At 39.3% G+C, this 22,447-nt stretch carries 13 protein-coding genes; 7 read left to right on the forward strand and 6 right to left on the reverse strand.

Translation table 11 applies throughout. The annotated features are described in order from the left end of the window. The first annotated feature begins 198 nt into the window (after positions 1-198). Positions 199-1,914, forward strand: a complete 1,716-nt coding sequence (locus B0169_RS04305) for a DUF4153 domain-containing protein (RefSeq protein WP_077284724.1) — start codon at positions 199-201, stop codon at positions 1,912-1,914. Positions 1,915-2,140: 226 nt separating this feature from the next. Here B0169_RS04305 and B0169_RS04310 read toward each other — a convergent pair whose 3' ends face one another. The 4 genes from B0169_RS04310 to B0169_RS04325 all read right to left on the reverse strand — a co-directional run bounded on the left by B0169_RS04310 (position 2,141) and on the right by B0169_RS04325 (position 7,766). Further along, a complete protein-coding gene (locus tag B0169_RS04310) occupies positions 2,141-3,187 on the reverse strand; it encodes a polysaccharide lyase family 7 protein (RefSeq protein ID WP_077284725.1) in 1,047 nt (348 codons plus the stop codon). Between the two features lie 186 nt (positions 3,188-3,373). After that, a complete protein-coding gene (locus tag B0169_RS04315; protein WP_077284726.1) occupies positions 3,374-5,635 on the reverse strand; it encodes a VCBS domain-containing protein in 2,262 nt (753 codons plus the stop codon). Between the two features lie 173 nt (positions 5,636-5,808). Continuing rightward, positions 5,809-6,339, reverse strand: coding sequence for a hypothetical protein (locus B0169_RS04320; RefSeq protein WP_077284727.1), 531 nt, complete (start codon positions 6,337-6,339; stop codon positions 5,809-5,811). Positions 6,340-6,362: 23 nt separating this feature from the next. Further along, complete coding sequence (locus B0169_RS04325) at positions 6,363-7,766, reverse strand: polysaccharide lyase family 7 protein (protein WP_077284728.1); 1,404 nt, start codon at positions 7,764-7,766, stop codon at positions 6,363-6,365. Positions 7,767-8,283: 517 nt separating this feature from the next. Here B0169_RS04325 and B0169_RS04330 point away from each other — a divergent pair. Together B0169_RS04330 and B0169_RS04335 are read left to right on the forward strand one after the other, a co-directional pair. Next, a complete protein-coding gene (locus tag B0169_RS04330) occupies positions 8,284-11,382 on the forward strand; it encodes a TonB-dependent receptor (RefSeq protein WP_158077048.1) in 3,099 nt (1,032 codons plus the stop codon). Positions 11,383-11,574: 192 nt separating this feature from the next. After that, on the forward strand, positions 11,575-12,453 hold the full coding sequence (locus B0169_RS04335; protein WP_077284730.1) for an NAD(P)-dependent oxidoreductase: 879 nt from the start codon (positions 11,575-11,577) through the stop codon (positions 12,451-12,453). A 429-nt stretch (positions 12,454-12,882) separates the two neighbouring features. Here B0169_RS04335 and B0169_RS04340 read toward each other — a convergent pair whose 3' ends face one another. Together B0169_RS04340 and B0169_RS04345 are read right to left on the reverse strand one after the other, a co-directional pair. Next, a complete protein-coding gene (locus tag B0169_RS04340) occupies positions 12,883-13,152 on the reverse strand; it encodes a hypothetical protein (RefSeq protein ID WP_077284731.1) in 270 nt (89 codons plus the stop codon). A 311-nt stretch (positions 13,153-13,463) separates the two neighbouring features. Continuing rightward, positions 13,464-14,915, reverse strand: a complete 1,452-nt coding sequence (locus B0169_RS04345) for an SLC13 family permease (RefSeq protein ID WP_077284732.1) — start codon at positions 14,913-14,915, stop codon at positions 13,464-13,466. Positions 14,916-15,494: 579 nt separating this feature from the next. On the opposite strand from B0169_RS04345, the gene B0169_RS04350 reads away from it, so the two are divergent. From B0169_RS04350 to B0169_RS04365, 4 genes are all read left to right on the forward strand, one after another. Further along, positions 15,495-16,544, forward strand: a complete 1,050-nt coding sequence (locus B0169_RS04350; protein ID WP_077284733.1) for a porin — start codon at positions 15,495-15,497, stop codon at positions 16,542-16,544. A 471-nt stretch (positions 16,545-17,015) separates the two neighbouring features. Beyond that, positions 17,016-18,851, forward strand: coding sequence for a sensor histidine kinase (locus B0169_RS04355; RefSeq protein WP_077284734.1), 1,836 nt, complete (start codon positions 17,016-17,018; stop codon positions 18,849-18,851). Positions 18,852-18,864: 13 nt separating this feature from the next. Continuing rightward, positions 18,865-20,226 (forward strand): sigma-54-dependent transcriptional regulator, encoded by a 1,362-nt coding sequence (locus B0169_RS04360; RefSeq protein ID WP_077284735.1) that lies wholly within the window; start codon positions 18,865-18,867, stop codon positions 20,224-20,226. A 280-nt stretch (positions 20,227-20,506) separates the two neighbouring features. Beyond that, positions 20,507-22,408, forward strand: coding sequence for a tetratricopeptide repeat-containing diguanylate cyclase (locus B0169_RS04365; protein WP_077284736.1), 1,902 nt, complete (start codon positions 20,507-20,509; stop codon positions 22,406-22,408). Positions 22,409-22,447 lie beyond the last annotated feature (39 nt).

Below are 22,447 nucleotides of genomic sequence, written 5' to 3' on the forward strand. Positions count from 1 at the left end.
ATTATTATAGTTAGCGCAGCAAGTACTGTTTGCTTTTGAGCTTTTAAATCGGCGGTAATGTGAGTAGTATCAGCTGATTTGTTACAACTTATTAACAGGCTCTCGTGTCAGGTTAACTCAGTGCTTTGTGTTTTTACTTTGAGTTTTTATTTTGACACTAAAGCAGTTTTCACTTTATGGAATATAACGGTGTAAAAAATGGATAATCAATTACCTAAACCACTAATTATTGCTATAGCGCTGATTCAGGGGATTTTATTAACGCTGCTGTATCAAAGTGTTGAACATCAAGTATGGCCTGGCACAGCGCCGACATGGTTAACAGCGCTTGTCACCTTTGTTATTACTTTACCTTTACTGACCTTGCTCTCAATAACCCAAACCAATGCGAAGGCGACAGTAAAATACCTATTACCTTTTACGCTATTATTATCCACTTTAGGTGCTTATGTCGGCTATCAGCAAGAGCCAGCAGAGTTGATTAACAATGGCGGTGTCATTGCTATATTTTGTTTTACCGGCCTTATTGCGGCTTTTAAAGCATTAATGTATGTCCAACAATATATTAGTAATGAACGTATTAGCTACAGTTCATTGTTTAAATTATCGTGGCGAAACTTTATTATTTTCGGTGAATGCTGGTTATTTGTTTTAATATTTTGGGCAATATTACACTTAGGTGCCGGACTATTTGCTGTTTTAGAAATTGAGTTTTTCAACCAGTTATTATCAAAAGACTGGTTTGTGATACCGGTGTTAAATTTGGCTTTTGGTTTTGCCATTATCGTTTTTCGAAATATTACTTTCACGGTAGATAATATTTTTACCATACTGCAAACCTTGATTAAATTTTTGCTACCAGCACTAACCGTTGTTTCATTAGGGTTTTTAGCCACACTGCCTTTTACCGGCTTAGACACACTATGGAAAACCGGTACCGGCAGCATGTTAGTCATGTGGCTTCAGGCGTTAACGCTATTTTTTGTTAATGCGGTTTACCAAGATGCTTCACATGAACGTCCTTACCATCATATTTTACATCGACTAATTTTTATTGGCGTTGCGGTACTACCTATTTATAGCCTTATTTCATTTTATGGGCTTTGGCTTCGTATTGACCAGTATGGTTTAACCGTTGATCGTTGTTGGGCAGTGCTAATTTGCCTTTTATTAGCATGTTTTTCTTTCGGATATTTAATCGGCATTATTAAAAAGCGAGATGCCTGGTTAGCAACGCTTAGTCAAGTCAATATCGCTATGGGCGTTGTTGTCATGGTTGTTATGTTATTGGTTAATTCACCGATATTAAATTTTCAGAGTATTGCAGCATCTAGTCAGCTATCAAGACTGCACGATGGCAAGGTATCTTATGAGCAATTTGATTATCAATACTTTGATCACGCATTAGGCCGACAAGGCTATTTGGCGTTACAAGCGCTAAAAACAGAGCTGGCAGTTTCTGCACCTGAAAAAGTCGTGATGATCGATAGAATGTATATCAATCATGAAAACATAGCCGAAGATGATTTAACCCTAGAAGATTTCAATACGTTAGTGACTTATTGGCCTAATAAAAGTGATTTTCCACAAGCGTTAATTCAGGAAGTTTATCGTGAAAAACTTAAAAATGAATGGGCTACGTATCGTGGTAATAACTACTACTTTATCGCTCAAGATTTAAATGCCGATAATGCCTTAGATTTCATTGTTATCGAAGAAAATAATTACTCAACTTCCGCTAACCTTTGGTTTTTAGAAGATAATCAATGGCAGTCGCAATATATGCAAACGAGTAATCCAAACGATAGTAAGTTTATAAAAGATTTTCTGCTAAATAATAATGTTGAAGTGAGTCAGCCGAAATGGCAAAACTTAAAAATAGGTGACTTAACGTTTAGAGCAGCATTAGATTAAAAGTAGCGTAGGGCGTTTAGCGGGTTAATTTTGGTTAAATAAGGTTATTAGCTGTAAGCTTTCAGTTCGAAGCTTTCAGTTATCAGCTACCAGTTGTTAGTTTTCAGCTATCGGTTTTTAGCTAATGGTTGCTCGCTGTTAGTCGGAAAGGCATTATCCATTTTGGGTAATGCCTTTTTATTTCTTATTGAAGTGCTTATTGAAGTGTTTGTTGAAATGCTAGTTGTTACTTTTGGCTCGTTTTATCGCTTAATGTCAGCTTAGAGAATGATACGCTAGTATAATCGCCATTTGCTTTGTCTATTGCCCAATCGCCAGTGCCTGAACAGCCGGCATACCAAATGCCATCAGCGTCTTTGGTTGAACATTGGTTATAAGCTCCTGCTTTAAAATACAGCCAATCACCGCTGTAACCTGCGCTGTGATCTTTCTCATCTACCTGACCATAAGCGTCTATGTTATTAGAAAGGTTAATATCATAGGTGACGGTGTTCTTATCTTTTTGGCTAAATGTTAGTCTCATGATATTACCAACAACATTTATCGTGTAGCTAAACTCTTCACCTAGCGCAATGCCTGAACTTTTTGGATCATTTGGGTTTTCCCAAGTGTTACCCCAAATAGGATAAGCGATGTCAGTTCTATCGGGGTTATCTTTAGCTAGGTTGCGTTCATAGGTCCAAAATACCGATCCTGTATCGTGATTTGGCCATTTTTTATAATAAATTTTTATCGGTTCGTTACCCCAGCCAAACCCTTTGCCTTGTGCAATAACTTCTTTATCTTTTCCTGCATGTATTTGTCCAACTACCACAGAATAAGCTGGTTTTTTCGGATGTTTAGCGTTTTTAGCTACATGATTTACTTTTAAGGTTGCGTCTAATCTGCCACCAATTTGATTAAAGTAAGCTGCATCAGGATGCGCAGCAATAGCGAAATTGTTGGCGTAAGATTTAGTGCCGATTGAAGTGTCTAAGCCACGGATCATTTGTCTTAATTCGCTTCGGGTATTAGATGATGAAGCTGTTGTTACGGCTTTATTAGGTGAGGTGAATACCATCTCACCATTGGCATCAATATAGAAAAAATCAGAGTGTTGATAACTTTGTAATGCCTTAGTGTCGATATCATCAGCCTTACCATTGTTATCTCGGTCTAACGGAATAGTGATTTTCCAATGCGAGAGATCAAATTTTCCAGCAGGAACATTAGAGGTACTTGCACAGCCAGTTATCAGCAAAGCAAAGGAAAGGGTAGATACAGCTTTAAACATAAAGCACTCCTGTATATTAATTTTTATTTATCGTTGTTATTTATCGTTGATATAAATCGTATTTATTTATTCGCGGCTTTAGGCAATTAGCGTTAAATTAAACGTTATCGTTTATGAAAAAATAGCGCCATTAAAGCGCTATTTTTATTTTCAACTTAATAATTAACCTGAACTCTGGATAAAATGCTATTTTGCTTTTTTAGCAACAACCGCTTCAGCAGTCGCTGAATTATAAGGTGATGCGGTATTGTCATCATCTAATGAGTCGCCTTCAGCATAACCTTCAAAGTTATCTTCAAATAGAATTGCCGTACCATCCATATCAGAAAATAGTTTGAATTCATCAACATAATAAGCTGCATCGCCAGAAACCGAGCTGTTATCACCTAGCTTAAAGATAACAGTTTGAACACCAATTGCTACGTCGCTTAAGGATTCAGACACAGAAGCAAAAGGTGAAGTAGTAACACTGGTGCCGTCAATAGTCAGGGTTAGCATAGGGGCAGCAGTTGCCGAAGCGTTTGTTGCATCCCAAGTTATCTCAACGTCAGTCCATTTGTCAGCGGTAAATGGAATCGTGATATCAACACCTTCATTGTTGCGAATAACATAGCCGCTGTTTTGAATACGTAAATCAATCAGCGCATTACTGGTACTTGTTGAAGAGCCAAACAAGCCAATGTAAGCATCTTTTTCAATCGCCGCTTCTTTAAGAAATGACACGGTTAATTTACCAGCAGCGGTAATGTCGCTTGAAGATAATTTGTAACGTAATTCACCGGCATCATCTTCCATGTTGTCGGTAATTCTGGCTGTTAGATTATCAGGGTTGGTGTTACCGTTACCGCTTGTAGTACCACTAAGTAACTCTACAAACGCTTCAGCAGTTGCAGAATTGTATGGAGAAGCAGGGTTATCAGTGTCTAATGACGCGCCATCATCATAACTTTCAAAGTCATCTTCAAATTGTACTGTTGTTCCGTCGATATCAGCATAAAGTTTGAAGTTATCCAGATAATAAGCCGCATCACCAGAAACCGAGCTGTTATCACCTAACTTAAAGATAACGGTTTGAACACCAATAGCGACATCGCTTAATGACTCTGACACTGAAGCAAATGGTGAGGTAGTAACACTGGTACCATCAATAGTAACCGTTAATAATGGTGCAACAGTTGCCGAAGCGTTCGTTGCATCCCAAGTCATTTCAACGTCAGTCCATTTGTCAGCGTTAAATGGAATGGTGATGTCAACGCCTTCGTTGTTACGAATAACATAGCCGCTGTTTTGAATACGTAAATCGATCAGCGCATTACTGGTACTTGTTGAAGAGCCAAATAAACCAATGTACGCATCTTTTTCAATTGCCGATTCTTTTAGGAATGACACGGTTAATTTACCGGCTGCAATTATATCACTTGAAGAGAGCTTGTAACGTAATTCACCGGCATCATCTTCCATATTATCAGTCAGTCTTGCCGCTTTGGTTGGAGCTACATCTTCGGCACCGGTAATGGTGAAAACAACTTCAGCCGCAGTACCATCAACAGAGCTAATAGCGACAGTATCAGTAACAATATCACTGGCATCAACTAATGAAGCGACTGTTGCGTTAGCAGTGTCAAGGGTATAAGTCCATTCACCCGTAGCTAGCACTGAAAATGTACCAAAGGTTGTTGTTAAGTTAGCTTGAGCTTCAACGGCGTTTTCATTAGCGTCATCATCGCTAACGACGATTGTGCCAGTCACGGCATCGCTGACGTTGTTTGCAATGCTTGCTGTTAAATCGCCTGAAAATGTTGCTGGCGTATTGGCAGAAGCTGGGGCAATAACACCCGTCTCTGCAGAGGTAAGTGTTTCGCTGTAACCATCAAGATCGCTATAAGCGGCAGTAACAACAAGGGTTTTTCCTACTTCGTCATCGGTCAGCGCAAAGGTAGACTCTGTTGCGCCCACAATAGCAACATCATCGGCAAGCCAGCTATATACTACGCTTTCAGCATCAAAGTCATTGTCATCTAATACGGTAGCTGTCAGTAACTTACCTGATTCTAAAGTACCTGAGATTTCTATAGTGCCAATAAAGTTGATTAACACATCAGCTGTAGGGTTAGAGGTAATTACTTCGCTATAGTTATCGTTATCTGTGTATGAAACGGTAACTTTTATATTTGTGCCGGCTTGAGCATCAGTTAATAACAAAGTGCTTGATGTTGCACTAGCAATTGCAACGTCGTCTGCCATCCAAGTATAAGAAACGGCTGATGCATCTAAGCCATTTGCATCAGTTAACGTTGTTGTGAGTGTTTCACCAACTTTCGCTTCCCCAGATAGCGAAAGTTGACCAAACGAGTTGCCTTTTTTGTCAGGCAATGTATCGGTATTACAACCAACCACTGCTAATGCAATGGTTGATATAGCAATCGTTTTATTCATTAACTTTATCATTATTATAATCCTACTATTTTTTTTGGTAAAAAATTTCGCTGCTATTTGGTTTGTTATTAATACTAATTTGTATAGCCACTTTGTCAACCAATATGTGCAAAATGCGGCTAATTTAATCAGTTTTTGATGGTGTGTTAGTGATAAGAAAGCGGTTTTTTTATGCTCGTTATCACTTAAATATCCTTGAGTTGGATTGAATCCATACTTTCTCTGGCTAGGGCTAGCCACTTGTTTTTGTATTTTTTATCGGTAGTAGTAAATGAAATAAAAGTTAATTTACCGTCAACAGGTAATGCATAAGTAAGATTGTATTGGTATTTACCAATAGATCTGATTTCGTACTCAAATACAGCAACTTTAGTTTTTAGACGGTTATATACCTTGTCTTTTTTCCAACGGGCTTTGTCATTCGACTTACGTAAGATATTAGATAGCGACTTATGAATTTTATTCATATTTTTCTTATCCGCTGGCGTGGAATACTGGGTGAACGTGAAGCTGACCGATTTATCCTTATCGCTAAATGCAAAAGCAGGAGGATTTTTTTGTTTGCCATAACGCTTGTCTAAAGCAGAGTCAGATAAGGCCTTAAACTCTGTTGACAACTCTATGATCAGATGGTCGTTGAAAAAGCGCTCCGTTTTAGTTTCTGCGGCCATGCTGGTAAAGCTGAGCAAAAAAAGTAGCAAATATAAATTCTTCATGGTTAATCTCTTATCTTATTGTTTTAGTTTGAATAACCGCTATGGCTATTATCGATTCGATAGAACGTCGCTCTGACAAAATCATGGTCATCGCCGGAATTATTTTGGTTATAAACCCCAGCTTTAAAATACATATACTGGTTGCCTTGGTCATAGCCACTTGTCGTCATATCTACGACTTGTTCAAACGCTTTGCCATCAGTTTTAATCACTTTCACGGTTAACTTATACCCTGACACAGTGATTGAATAACTAAACTTCTCATTAAGCTCAATACCGTCAGTGGGATTACTTGCCGTATTAGTGCGACTGCCTATGATGTCGTAATAGCTATCGTTACCGCCAAGGGTTTCATGGGCGAGATAAATGCTACCTTTTGAATTTCCTGGTAATTTTCGATAGTAAAGTCGTGCTGGCTCATCATCATTTGCATGAATTTGACCGATAATAACGCGACCTATTTGATAGGCTTCGCCGGTGGTTGTTACGTTATTAACAGCTAGTTCAGCATTGAGTTCACCGTCGATACCACCGGCATTGTCGAGGTCAGCTTGTGGTGCAGTTGAGAATACCCAATTATTTTTATTAACCCCTTGGGTTTGTTTATTTGTATCGCCTCTGCGCAACATTTCTCGTAACTCTGAGCGTACATAGTTAGTATTGGTTGAGGTGCGATAGCCTGAAACTGAGGTAGTGAATACCAGGCCACCATCTTTTGATAAAGTAAAAAAGCGCGGGTCTGCATAGCCATCTGCAAGCGCTGTTTCCTTAATACTGTCTGATTTACCGTTGTTATCTTCATCCGTTGGTACACTTAAATACCAATCAATTAATTCGATGTTATGACTGACATCTTGTTGACAACCAAAGGCTTCAATTTCCAACATACTACTTGGCTGTGAAACATCGTTACCAGCGAGTTCTACGCGAATAAACAGCGCCGTTTCAGTACCCATTTGGTCTAAGTTAATTACCTCAGGGAACAGTGAATTCTTTTCGCTTTGGGTTTTGTTATTCAGTAATTGCCAATTTACTTGGTCTTTAGAGCCGTAAATATTAAATAAGTGTACATAGTCTAAGTTTTTCCAAGTAATAACCAGTTGCTTTAGCGAAGCAGGCTCTGCAAGGGTTAGCAATAACTTACTATCAGTTGTGTTGGCCTGCCAGCTAGAGACATTGGTTTTATTGCCATCGAATAAAGCCTGTACTGTCGCGCCAGTTGACTCATCGTGAATAGCTGAAATATGAAGTGGGTAACTCACGTTACAGCTAATATCATCAATAATAACGGGCGTGGGAAGGGGATCTACCACTGGCTTTGGGTTTTCTGTTGTTGCGGTATTATTACTTGGGCTGCCCCCACAGCTAATTAAGCAAAATAAGCTAAATAAGGTAATAGTAGTAAAAAAATTCTTATGTATTTGCATAGTTATCCTAACGGCTAAAATTAATTAAATACCACAATTTTTTGTATTCAATATGGGCTGACGGTATATTTTAAGTTGTTTTATTTAGGTCAGTTTTTTGAGCTTTTATTCAAGCAACCCTGTTACGAGTAGCACAAATTATTACTGTAAAATTCTCTAGCTAGGGTTTTTTACACTATGTAGTACACCTTGGTCAACCAAAAGCTAATTTTGGTCATTTAGCTTGTTGTTGTGTGATTTATACAGAATTATCTTTTATGCTAGTGTTGTTATAACCATCTCTGTTTATGTCTAGCCTAAGGTAAGGCACTTCTAAATTAAGCTGAAAACTCTGTTTGATGATAAGATTTTTATACCAATGAAAAATGATAATTGGTTATGTGGTTACTTGTTATTGGTCACCTTTGGTGTGGTTCCTAGTGTACTTCTGTATTACCAAATTGGTTGACAATTGTGTTTTATATTGTTTGAATAAAACACAACGAGTATAAAAACTATAATGAAATCGGAAATATCAATGGCTACTTTCAATAAGTTAAATAAAATTAGCAGCGTTGTGCGTAAGCAGGCTAGCTATCCTAGACAATTTTTGTGTGCATCTACATTACTCTCATTACTTGCTTTTCCAGCAACCGCTGCAGAAGAAAGTGAAGCAGAAAAAAAAGTTGATGCTGACATTGAAGTCATCGAAGTAAGTGGGGGCTTACGACGTACTATGACTCGTTCATTGAACGAGAAAAAACACAGTACGGCAATTGTTGATGCAGTAGCCGCAGCAGATTTTGGTGATTTACCTGGTTTATCACTATCTGATGTTATTGAAAATATTTCTGGTGCATCTGGTCATCGTCTCAAAGGTAGTCAAAACGAAATATCAATTCGTGGTTTAGGCTCTTATTGGGGCTACTCAACCTTTAATGGTCGCACAATAACCAATGCTGGTGCTGGTCGTGCGGTTAACTTCAAAAAATTCCCATCTGAGCTTGTCGACAAAGTTGTTGTTTATAAATCTCAACAAGCTGATTTAGTGGAAGGTGGTACTTCAGGTACTATCGATGTTAATTCACTACGTGCGGTTGATTATGGTGAATCACAAACTACGGTTCAAGCTACTGGTATTTATAACTCTTATTATGACGATGTTGAAGGTGACAGTTCACCTTGGGGCAAAAAATTTGTTCTTTCGACTGTGCAGCAATGGGAAACTGATAGTTTAGGCGACATGGGTTTTACCTTAGGCCTTAGCCATTCTGATTCTTCAAACCCAGAAGAAAACTACGGTGGCAATTCACAAATGGCAGTTTGTGCGTTACGTGCTGCAGATGGTTCAAATCTTGTAGGCGGTAGTAATTGTGCTACAGGTCAGCAAGGGGTGAGTTCTGGCCGTGTTGGTCGCGAGCCTGAGTTGGGCATAGATACTGACTTAGCCGATTTTGACCAAAGCAGCATTTTTTATGTACCTAACGACGCGTACTGGCGAACAGGTGAAGATGAAGATGTTCGTACCGGTGCAGTATTTACTTTTCAGTGGATACCGCGTGACGACTTAGAAATTAACTTCGATTATGAATACTCTGATTTAGAGTACACCGAAAAACGTATGGAATTAGCGCTAGATTCTCGCATCGATGATCTCGCCGACCATATTATTGCTGACGACCACACTTTACTATACGCAACCGGTGAAGCTCGACCAACGTTACAGGGTGAAGATCGTAACCAAGTTGATGAATATCGTGGTGGTGGTATTGAAATAGAATATGCCCCAACTGAAGATTTAACCCTTGCTCTTGATCTTTCTTACTCAGAATCATACCGATACCGTTTACGCCAACGAACTAAATTTCGCTCAACTGAGCGTTATAACTATGCACTAGACTTCCGCGGCCGTAATGTTCCAACATTAACATGGCTAGACAACAACCGTTTAGGTCCTGGTGATGACGGTTTTGCTGCATCAGAAGTGTTTGACGCCAGCGACATGAACAACTTTGTTAATGATGATCATGCTTATGTTGAATACCGACGTGCTCATGAACATCGTAACGATGATATTTTCGCGATTAATCTAGACGGTGAATATCAGTTAGATAACGACTACTTCTCAAGTGTTAAAGTCGGTGTGCGATACTCGAAAGAGCATTTACTTGATTTTGTGACTAATGATGTATCTTTAGTGCTTGCTGATGGCTCACAAAAATACGGTGCTAGTGACAATGAAGATAACAACTGGGATGGATTAAACCCAGAGGCCAACTCAGAGCTGATTAACGGCATTATCAATGGTTGTCAAAATGGCCATTCAAATAATATCCAGTTTACTGAAGAGCCGGGTAGCGGCGGTGATGCAACGCGTTATGCTACTTATGATCACAAATGTTTTATTGGTCAAATTTTAGGACAGTTACCAGGCGCAACAAGCACGGCCTTTTATGACATCGGTGAACGTGAAGATGGGCGTGACGGTGCTGACCGTGACGTAACTGAAACCATCACAGCGGCCTATGTTATGGGTAACTTTGATACTGAAATCAGTGGTATACCTGTATATGGTAATGTTGGTGTTCGTGTGGTAAAAACCGAAACTGAATCTCAAGGTTGGGGTGACAAAGTTTATATCACCACCGATGAAGAAACGGGTACTTACAGTGCACAAATTAACCCAACGGGTGATATTGAACGCGTCAACTTAGCTTCACAATACACCGAGGTATTACCAAGCTTAAACTTAACTTTCCACGTAACAGACGAATTTTACGTTCGAACAGCAGCCTACCGCTCTATGTCTCGCTTTCAGTTAAACGCGATGTCGGCAGGGGTGAGCTATGAAACTTGTGAAGATGAAGATGACACCATTTGTGACCCATCAACCAATACCGATTATTCGGCGGTTATTCGCAGTGGTGAAGCTAATGGTAACCACTTAGACCCATACACAGCAGTTAACTACGATTTATCATTTGAATACTACCCGTCAGAAGATGCAGCGTTAACCGTAGCGTTTTATCATAAGTCGTTCACTGGTGGTTATGAAACCGAAACCGAGCAACGTGACATTGTCGTTAATTTAGATGGCGTTGATACCACTTACACTGGGGTTAGCCACTTAGTGAAACAAACGTCAGACAATAACTCTATTATTAAAGGCGTTGAAATCACCGGTCAAAAGCACTTTGTTGAACTACCTGAGCCGTTTAATGGTTTAGGTGCTAAGTTTGCTTGGAACTATGCAAGCTCTAACTTTGTCACTGAAGAGCCTGCTAGTGCGGGTATTGTGCCAGATGCAAACTTATTTGGCTTCTCAAAAAATGTCGCTTCAGCGTCAGTTTATTGGGAAGGTGATGATACAACGGTTCGTTTAATGTGGAAGTACCGCTCTAAATACTTACAACCGAATAACCTACCATTTCCAGACCGTTCACACCGCTATGTTCAAGACGCTATCTATATGAACATGTCTGCGAAGTACAAAGTTAATTCCAATGTCAGCATATTCTTGAAAGGGCTTAATTTGACCAACGAGCCACAAGTGATGACCCGAGGTAATGACACGACTATCGCAGATTACTCTCGCTCAGGCACTAAATGGGAGTTTGGGGTAAAGGCTAAGTTTTAATACGTAATCGAGGTGGGCGGTTTAGGCTGCTCATCAAACAAATTTTGAAACTTTTTAGCGTAAATAATTTAAGTAATGAAAGTAATTTAAAAAAATTCATCAGTTTAACTGTAATAAAAGCTAGCTGTTTTGTTTCCAGACACGCCATTGAATTCACCGTTAAGCTTTAGCGAATACTTTTAGGAGAATATTATGACTAAGCCAACTATTGGTTTTATCGGATTAGGCCTTATGGGCGGCAACATGGTAGAAAACCTTCAGAAAAAAGGCTACCAACTTACCGTTTTAGATCTCAACAAAGACGCAGTTGCGGCTTGTGTTGACCGTGGTGCTAATGTGGCTGCTTCGGCAAAAGAACTTGCCGCAGCAAGCGATATTGTTATGTTATGTCTTACCACTTCAGCCGTTGTTGAAAGCATAGTGTATGCTGAAGATGGTCTTCTTGCTGGTATCAAGCCAGGAGCCGTATTGGTTGATTTTGGTACGTCAATTCCAGCTTCTACTAAAAAAATTGGTGCCGACTTAGCGGCCAAAGGCGCAGGCATGATTGACGCGCCATTAGGGCGTACACCTGCACATGCTAAAGATGGTTTATTAAACATTATGGCAGCCGGTGATCAAGCAACATTCGACAAAGTTCAGCCAGTACTTAAAGACCAAGGTGAAAACGTATTTTACTTAGGCGCATTGGGTGCAGGCCACACCACTAAGCTGATTAATAACTTTATGGGCATGACCACGGTTTGTGCTATGTCTCAAGCTTTTGCTGTTGCCGAGCTAGCGGGTGTTGACCGCCAACAATTGTTTGAAATTATGTCAACGGGCCCATCAAATTCACCTTTCATGCACTTTTGTAAAAACTACGCTGTTGACGGTGTCAGTGATCTTGGTTTCTCTATTGCTAATGCTAATAAAGATCTCGGCTACTTTTTAAAAATGCTTGAAGAATTAGACACTCAATCTGAGATCGCAGAAGGCTCTTCAGCTAATTTACAAGCGGCATTTGATGCCGGTATGGGTCAAGGTAACGTACCTGAAATATTTGACTACTTTCTTAAATTGAAAAAATAATTCAAGTCAATCACCGTCAAAATTAGTTAGTAAGTTGCGTTAACTAAAAGTTTCTAAGGCTTTATCGTACAAGGAGTTGATAAAGCCTTAATTTTTTCTATCAATACTTATGCTTATGCTTATGCTTATGGTTTAGGCTTAGAGCGTACGTAGGCAGGAATATCAATATAACTGTCATCACCACGTTCAATAGCAGATTTTATACCCAAGCCACTTGAATATGCAGGATTCAGCAAGTCGAGAAACGGGGGAGTTCCAAGGCATTGATTGAAGAGAATGGTTGTTCCACTGTCGAAATCAATAACGCTGGAGATGCCCCTTTATCGCATTGCCCGAAGGGAGCTAAGCTAGAAAACCAGCTCTGCGTTACAGCACTTGATAAGGGAATAACCATTGTCTTCGTGCTGCGCCTTGACCTGATTTCCTAGCTTAGCTCTGAAACTGCATCTTCAAGTGGTTTGGGTATAAGCTTATTTTTCGATTACGATGAGTCTCAATGCTTTCACCAAACACATCAAAGTGTGCTTTTTCCATCATAGTGGCGGCTTCTTTATGAGATATAATGCCTAACATTTTACCTGCTTGAATAAAGCCCTCTGCTCTAAATTTTTGTTTATCATCTTTTTTATGTTGCGAAGCAGGTTGAAAAATCTCGAATAGCTGCTGATAACAACAGTTCAAGTAGTTTTGTTTGGTCATCTGATATGCTCACCGTATGTAGTTAAGTTTTATGCCCTGTAATTAGCCATTTTTCCGCATGAAAAAGTAGAGCACTTAATTAATTAAATTGCTATTAACTCGTTGAAGATAAAAACTTATTGAAGAAAGAAAGAAAGAAAGAAAGAAAGAAATGAATGATCGGTTTAATTTTTGGCGAGGCTTTGGCGAAAGTTTTTTGCTGAACTTATATTGCTGAGCTTATTTTGCGCTAATGCCTGAAGTAAACACCAGAACTTGAAGTAAACACCAGATAAATGCGCTGGTGCTTACTTCAATATGTTGGCTAATGGTTATAGGCTAAAAACCAAAGGTACCGTTGTTAACATCATAATAACGATTAAAACTACCGCGGTAATGTTAAGCCAAAAGCCGGCTTTGGCCATGTCCGCAATACGCAATTCACCTGAGCTAAATACTACCGCATTAGGTGGTGTTGCCACTGGCATCATAAAGGCACAACTGGCGGCTAATGCCGCAGGTATCACTAACATTAAAGGTCCGTCAGTTAACGTTACAGCAATAGGGCCTAATAGCGGTAAAAAGCTTGCAGCAGTTGCGGTATTACTGGTTACTTCTGTTAAAAATAAAATTGTTAAGGTAACGATTAACACAGCGGCTATCACCGGAATATTTGACGTTGCTTCAAGCTGAGTGGCAATGTAACCGGCAAGTCCAGACTTTTTAATTAAACTTGCTAAAGCTAAACCGCCACCAAAAAGTAGTAACACACCCCAAGGAAGTTTTTTGGTGTCTTCCCAAGCTAAAATACGAATATCTTTTTTACGGTCAACCGGCACAACAAATAACATTAAACCGATAAACATCGCGATGCCGGTGTCTGATATAGCTAAGCCAGTAAAATCGGCTATTAATGGTCTAAATATCCAACCTATAGCTGCCAATGCAAAGAAAAACAGTACTAGTTTTTCACCTTTTTGCATGTTACCTAACTCTTTAAGCTTGTCTTTAAACATGCTGTTGGTGTCAATGTGCTCACCTTTATTAACCTGGTAGCAGAATTTAGTTAAAATTAACCAACACAACACTAACAGTATCGCTGTTAACGGCACGCCAACCATCATCCATTGAGCAAAGCCAATTTCAATATTGTAGCTATCGGCTAAATATGCCGCCATCAAGGCATTAGGCGGCGTACCAATTAAGGTAGCTAAACCACCAATACTGGCAGAAAAGGCAATGGCTAACAGCATAGGTTTTGCAAAGTTACTGGCGTCTGTACCGTCTTGCTTTTGCTTCACCATTTCGATGATTGATAACGCGATAGGTAACATCATTACTGCCGTTGCGGTATTTGACATCCACATAGACAAAAACGCCGTTACTAGCATTAATCCGCCTATTTGATGGCTAGGCTTAGTGCTACATAATGACATGGCTTTTAATGCGATGCGCTTATGTAAATTCCATCTTTCCATGGCGATAGAGATAAAAAAGCCACCAAGAAAAAGAAATATTAACGGGTGAGCGTAAGATGATGTGGTTAACTTGATCGGTGCAATGCCAACAATTGGCGCTACAATCAAAGGTAAAAATGCGGTAACTGAAACAGGCGTAGCTTCAGATATCCACCAAGTTGCCATCCATAATGCTAAACCTAAGGTGTGCCAGGCATCAATCGACATACCCTCAAAAGGGCAAGGCACTAATAAGGTAAACAGCATGAGTGCTGGTCCTAATATGAGCATACGTAATGGCGTTGCTTTGTCTTGAATCTCGGTCATAAACTTTCTCACATAGTTGTGTTTTTATAATAATTTTGATTTATGCTTGGCAAAGACAATGCCATGTTTTTATCTTATTGTTAACAAAAGAAATTATTTTTTTAAGTGTTTTTTTTGTTTCTTGTACGTATTGATATCCACCCATTAAAACAGCCAGATATGCGGAAATCCGCCAATTTGCACAGTAAAAAAAATTCTAACCACCTAATTTTAGCGCACCTTTGTGATTTTCGGGTGCTTATCGGGCGCTAGCGCTTTGTTTACGTGACTTTTTATCTATCTTGTTATCTGTGTTCTCTAATTTTAGCTTCATAATAAGCCCCTAACTGACAGTGTAAATGTCAGTAGATGGGGGGATTTCTATATAGTGCAATCGCCATTAAGGGTGATATTCCCCCCAAAGCACTAGGGCCAGTAAAATCACAGTTTCAATGTAACTAATTGTTATCTTGGTGTTTATTTTCATCTTTTAGATTATTCATAACTTGGCGTGATCATTGCCATAGCAACGGTCGACTTAACGTGATCATCACCGATGATTTAAAAAAGATAATAACGTCTAAGAAATAGGGGAAATAAATGAAACGTACTCAAGTGAATAAAACCAGTAAGTTAATTTTTATAAATGCACTGTTGTTAAGCAGTTTAGGTGCACATGCGAATGAAAACCCAGTAAATAGCTCATTTTATGGCTCTATTCGCTTAGGGGCTGACTATGTTGACAGCGGAACTTCAGACGACGCAGTAAATGGTAGAGATTACTTAAGTCGAGTAGGCATCAATGCTGATGTGCAATTAGCTGATGGCATCACCGGGCTGGCAAAAGTTGAGTACGGTTTACGTGGTGATGACGGCGTTAACTTTGAGCAAAATGACGGTGTTGGCTTACGTCAAATATATGTTGGCGTTAAAGGTAAATACGGTACAGTAACTTACGGCTCGCAAACTATTATTTGGCATCAGTATGTACGTAGTGCTTATTTCTCAGATGCTTTAGACTCATTGCGTCAAGGTGCTATTCGTGATGATGATATGCTGCAATGGCAAAATACTTACGATAATTGGAAATTTGGCGCTGCTATTCAAACAGAAAAGCAAGATGGCGACTCTATCGACCAATACCAATTAGCGGCAGAATATAAAAATAACAACTTCAAACTTCAAGCAGCATTAGCGGCAGATCAACAAGGCGAAAATACTGGCAACTTGTATGGTGTTCGTGCTTGGTATGATATTTCAGACGCATTCACGGTATCAGCTTTTTATCACTTAGCTGAAGCCGACTTCGATATTTACAATGGTAACTCTTCAGGTAATGTCAGACTTGTTTCCGCTGAAGAAAGCGGCAAAGTAGGTGGCGTAACTACCTGTGCTGGAGAAGAACGTACCACTGCGGGTTTATATGGCAAATGGCGTCAAGGTAACAACCAAGTACATGCCAGATACGCCGTGAACTCTTGTGATATAAAAGGCGATGTTAGCTCGATCAAAGTGGAATATATTCGCTACCTTTCGAAGAAATTCCGTGTATGGGCATCATTTGAGCAATTAGATAACGACACAACACGTTTGCCTTCAACAGCTGAAGACATGTCAGAACTTCAATTAGCTGCTAGATTCGACTTTTAGTTTAGCCAGCATAAATGCTAAACAAACTAGTGGCTAATTAGCTAATTAGCCAACTAGAAGCTAAATAATCAATACCAGCCAGCGCGCTAAGCTTTGGCGATTTGGCCCGGTATTGGTAGCAACCCCAGTGTTTATTTCTTCTCAAATACATGACAGTAAACAAAGTGCTGCCGCGAAAAAGCTGATAAAATGCCTAACAGCCTTATACCAACCTTATTGACTCTGTAATTATCTGCGCTGCGTTATGCGCAAAGCAACTATTTAACGGCTTTGGTATAATGTTGTTTTTTTTCGCGCCAAGCCTTTAGCACATAGCCTTTAGCACAAAGCTTTTAGTACAGATGCTTTAGTACAAAGACGTTAGTAAAGCGACTTTAGCTCGGCTCGAATGCGGCAAAAGTACAATGGCAGTACAATGACAGTACAGCGCAAGTTTCGCTTGAATATGAATTTTTTTGATAAGGTAACATTGTGGCACAACAAGAAAAATCAAAGCGTAAAAACTATATTGTTTTCACTTTGGTCATGGCAGGCTTATTACTGACCATTGAATTAACACAAATGATAGGCATGAGTAAGTCTTATCAAAAAATGTATCAGCAGTCTGACCAACAATTGTCTAACTTAGTCAGTTATATTGATAACATTCTTGCTCGTTTTGACCGTGTGCCAAGCGTGCTATCTACGCAGCCTGTTTTAGCGCAAGCCTTATTATTTCCTAATGACCAAGCCAAACTAAGTAAACTCAATCATTTATTAGCCGACGTAAGCACCATGACACAGGCGTCTGATATTTACCTTATTGATAAAAATGGCATGACCATAGGCGCAAGTAATTGGCAGTCAGCCACCTCATTTATTGGCATGAACTTCGTATTCCGACCTTATTTTCAAAATGCCTTAAATGGCCAGCTTTCACACTACTATGCGGTGGGTTTAAGTAACGGTAAACGAGGGTTTTATTATGCACACCCGGTGCTTATTGATAATGAGATTATTGGCGTTATTGCCTTAAAAATAAGTATCGCCGATATTGAAGAACAGTATAAAAAAACGGTATTACATAACAGCTTCAACTTTTTGATTGTTGCCCCTGACGACGTAGTGTTTATTTCTGATAGACCCGACTGGCGATTAAAAACCATTGGCGGTTTGTCACCAGCAAAACAAGAAAACTTAATGTCAGAAAAACGTTATGCAGAGCAAGAAATTTCGCCATTAAATGTTATTGATATCTCGAATCATTACTTGCCACAAAACCTAGGTAATAAGTTATTAGAAATTACCTCAGAGCAAGGCGCAGAGCAGGTTTTTGCCTTAAGTAAACTGATGAAAACCGCCAATTGGCAAGTGCATTTATGGAGCTCAGTAGCACCACTGAAAAAACAACAAAAACTGCTGGTTATGCAGAGTGTTAGTGGTTATTTACTGATGGTGTTTTTGTTTTTATTTGCTAACGAACGCATGAAAAATGCCCGCCGATTAAAACAGTCACAACAGCTGTTAGAAAATAAAGTTAAAGAACGTACTGCCGACTTAAGTGCCACCAACGCCATATTATATGAAGAAATAGCACAACGTCAGCAAGCACAAACCCAAGTAAATAAAATGCGAGATGAGCTTATTCAATCTGAAAAGCTAGCGCTAATTGGCAGTATGTCAGCAAGTATTAATCACGAAATTAATCAGCCATTAACCGCGTTACGCAGTTATTCAGAAAACGCGCTCGCGTATCAAGAACGCAACATGGCAGACAAAGTAAAAAATAATCTAACACTGATCATTGGTTTAGTAGACAGGCTCAGCGATATTGTTAGCCAATTTAATAGCTTCTCGAAAAAAAGTAAGGGTGTTGCCACTACGGTTGATGTTGAAATGAGCATGGTTGCCGCCATGAGCATTGTTAAGCACCAAGCAAAAGCCGCCAATGTAGAATTTACCAGCAACGCTTGTTATGAGCCGGTACATGTTTATGGCGATGCTATTCGTTTTGAACAAGTGTTAGTTAATTTATTAAGTAACGCCATACAAGCGCTTAGCGATCAAAAAGATAAAAAAATAATGATCACCATTTCTGAAATTAAACAGCGGGTTATTATTGAAATACGCGATAACGGCCCCGGCATATTAGTGGATAACATCGACAGAGTGTTTGAAGCTTTCTTTACCACCAAAGACAACTTCGGCCTAGGTTTAGGATTGTCTATTTCGCACCGAATTATTGAGTCAATGCAAGGCCAACTTAACGTCAGCAATCACCCAGATGGCGGCGCTATTTTTACCATTAGTTTGCCTGTAAACAGGTAACGAAGGAAATATTATGGAAACAGAAAAATTGGGTGTGGTATTTGTTATTGATGACGAAGAACATATACGCAGCGCCATTGAACAAACATTTGAACTACGCAACTTTGAAGTACAAAGCTTTTCGCAAGCACAGCCATTACTTAATCAACTTAGTGATACTTGGCCAGGCGTGGTGATCAGCGATATTAATATGCCGAAAATGGATGGCCACCAGCTCATGGCTGAGGTGAAAAACATCGACGCCGACATTCCAACAATTTTACTGACCGGCTTTGGTGATATATCAATGGCAGTTAATGCCATGCGCAATGGCGCTTATGACTTTATCGAAAAACCATTTAATAACGACGACTTAGTCGACACAGTGAAAAGGGCATTAGATAAACGTGCTTTGGTGCTTGAAAACCGACAGCTCAAAATAGAAATAGAAACTCACTGCTCTCCCGGCCCTCGTATTTTAGGTAACTCGCCCAACATTGTACAAATGCGAAATATGCTTAACCAAGTAATGGATGCACCAGCAGATATTCTAATTGATGGCGAAACGGGCACAGGTAAAGAACTAGTAGCCCGTTACTTACACGACCATAGCATACGACGTGACAGTAACTTTGTTGCGCTTAATTGTGGGGCGATCCCTGAAAACATTATCGAAAGCGAGCTTTTTGGAGCGGAAAAGGGCGCTTATACTGGCGCAGATAAAAAACGCATTGGTAAATTTGAATATGCTGACGGTGGCACCTTATTTCTCGATGAAATTGAAAGCACACCAATGGCATTACAAGTTAAATTACTGCGCGTATTAGAAGAGCGAAAAGTAGTACGTTTAGGTGCTAACGAAGGCATAGCGCTTGATGTGAGAGTTATTGCGGCCACAAAAGTTGATTTATTAGAATTGTGCGAGCAAGGCTTGTTTCGTCAAGATCTATATTATCGTTTGAACTTAGTCAAAGTAGATATTCCGCCACTTAGAGAGCGCATTGAAGACGTACCTTTACTGTTTTTACATTTTGCCCGCATAGCCTCAGCACGTTATAAAAAAGAACTTATTCCGCTATCACAAGCGCATAAAACACAGTTGCTAAGCTATGGCTGGCCGGGCAATGTGAGAGAATTACGCAACTTAGCCGAGCGCTATATTTTACTGGGTGAAGCCGCAGCATTTAATTTAAATCAAAATACTTGCTCGAACTCAATGCACAGCGATATGGGCCTTACACAGCGCGTTGAGTTTTTTGAGAAATTTCTTATTGAAGAAGCACTAGCCAGCAACCAAGGCTGTATTAAAGACACCATGGAAGCATTAAACCTAGCCAGAAAAACCCTCTACGACAAAATGAAAAAATACGAACTTGAACGCACAAGTTATCAGTAAACCATAGGTACAGCGTTAAACCTCGTATCCACTAATCATTAGCATTTAACGAATAAACGTATCTTAAATGCTACATTGAAAATCCAGCTTATTGATATAAATAAGCTGGATTTTTATTATTTAGAACCGCCAACGCAGTACTTGTATTAATAACCTTAAATTATAAAGCTTTAGTTATTAGTCGGTTAACGTTTAATTAAGGTGATATTTATGTGCATTTTAGAAAAATACATAATAAACTCTGACAATATAAAAATACAAAACGCTTCCAGGTACGATCATGCCATTATACTCTCTGCTATTTATCGCGCTGTTTTTTACCCCATTTAGTTACGCTGATACACAAAGTACGTCCAACAAAAGTAATGCCAATGAAAACAGTGTCAGCAGCCAACCATCAACAGAAAAAACGGCTGCAAATAGTAAGTATCAGCAGTTAACTGAAGATTTTTCGAAAGCTGAACAACCAAAACAGCAAGCAGACATTTTGATCTCGTTACTTGAACTTATCAGTACAGACAGAAACTACTGGCCACACTTTGAGGCAGAAGAAAGCAAAGCACTAACGTTATTAACGCAAACACTGGCCAATGAGCAAAAGTTCGACATTTACTATCATCTAGGTTTAATACAGTATCGCCAAGGTAAATTCAGCGAAGCCGAAACCTACCTTCTTACTAGTCTTAACTTTACCGATGAAACTCGCTTAAGCAGTAGTAAAAGTTACTATGCCTACGGTATTTCGCTGGTTAGGCAAGGAAAAATGGTTGAAGGTTTAGACAACATATTAAAAGCTCACGACATACAAATTGCCGTACAAGGCTTTGCTTCATCGAAAATATTAATTGGTTTAGGCTTCACCAATTTTTATATGAAAAACTACGATAAAGCCATTGACTACACACAGCAGTCAATTGCTAGCCAACCAGAAAATGACTTAATGCTCATTGAGTTATATCCCAATTTAGCCGCCATGTTTATAGCACAAGAAAACTACGACAGTGCTTTAGAAGCAATAAACCAAGCCGAACGTGTTGCTCACTATCATAATATTTTTGACCGTGTTGCGATTATTGTTAATAAAGCCACAATTTATGCTGAGCTAGGCGAAGACAAAAAAGCGATAGAATATTACTTAAAAGCCCTTGATATCACAAATGAAAAAGGCGACGCAATTAATAAACCAACGGTAGTAAGCAACTTAGCTGAAAGTCATCAAAACCTAGGTATGCATGACATAGCCGCAAATTATTTTGAGCAAGCTTACCAGCTTTATGCTGATGATAGTCAGCTTATCAAGCGTTTAGAGCTATATCCGCCGATGATAAAAAACTATCAATCATTAAAAAACTATCAGCGAGCATTAGCGTTAATGATTGAATATAAAGACCTCGCTGATGAAAGCACGTCACTTTCAGCCAAAGAAAAGTTTGATCAATCACAAGCCGCCTACGACTTAGCCGTAAAAGAAAACGCGCTAATTGAAGCCAAGCTAGAGCAAACCCGAAATGAAAACTCAATTTTATATCTTTATGGTGTCGTCAGCTTTTTTACGCTTTTTGCGGTATTTTTGTTTATAGCTTACCGATTGAAAAACTCGGCCTACAAAAAAGTAAAAGAGCTCGCCACTCGTGATCAACTCACCGGTTTACTGAATAGGCGTGCACTGCACGACATTTTTGAATTAGAAATGAACCGTGCCAAACGAAATAAAAATACCTTTAGCGTTATTTTGCTCGACATTGATCATTTTAAAACCTTAAACGATACATATGGTCACGACTATGGCGATGTGGTTTTACAGGAAATCGCTCAAACATTACAAAGTTCAGTAAGAGAAATGGACAAAGTTAGTCGTTGGGGCGGAGAAGAGTTCTTGATCTTCCTACCAGAAACAAACCAAGCACAAGCGACGATCTTGGCTGAAAAAATAAGACAAGTTGTTAGTGATATACCGCTTTATTACCCTATGCCCGAGTCAAAATCAGAGTCAAAATCAGAGCCAACTAAAAAATCATCAACAAAACAGCCGCAAGCACAAGTTGTTCAAGTGACCATCTCGTTAGGTGTTGCAGAATATCAGTTGCAGGACAATTACAAAGACATTGTTAAACAAGCTGACTTAGGGCTATATAAGGCGAAGGATCAAGGGCGAAATACTGTAGTGTGTATTAATAGCTAGCTTGATTAATATCAACTAAGTTAGTCACTTATCTAAATA

This window comes from Cognaticolwellia aestuarii (assembly GCF_002000025.1).
Lineage (GTDB): Bacteria > Pseudomonadota > Gammaproteobacteria > Enterobacterales > Alteromonadaceae > Cognaticolwellia > Cognaticolwellia aestuarii.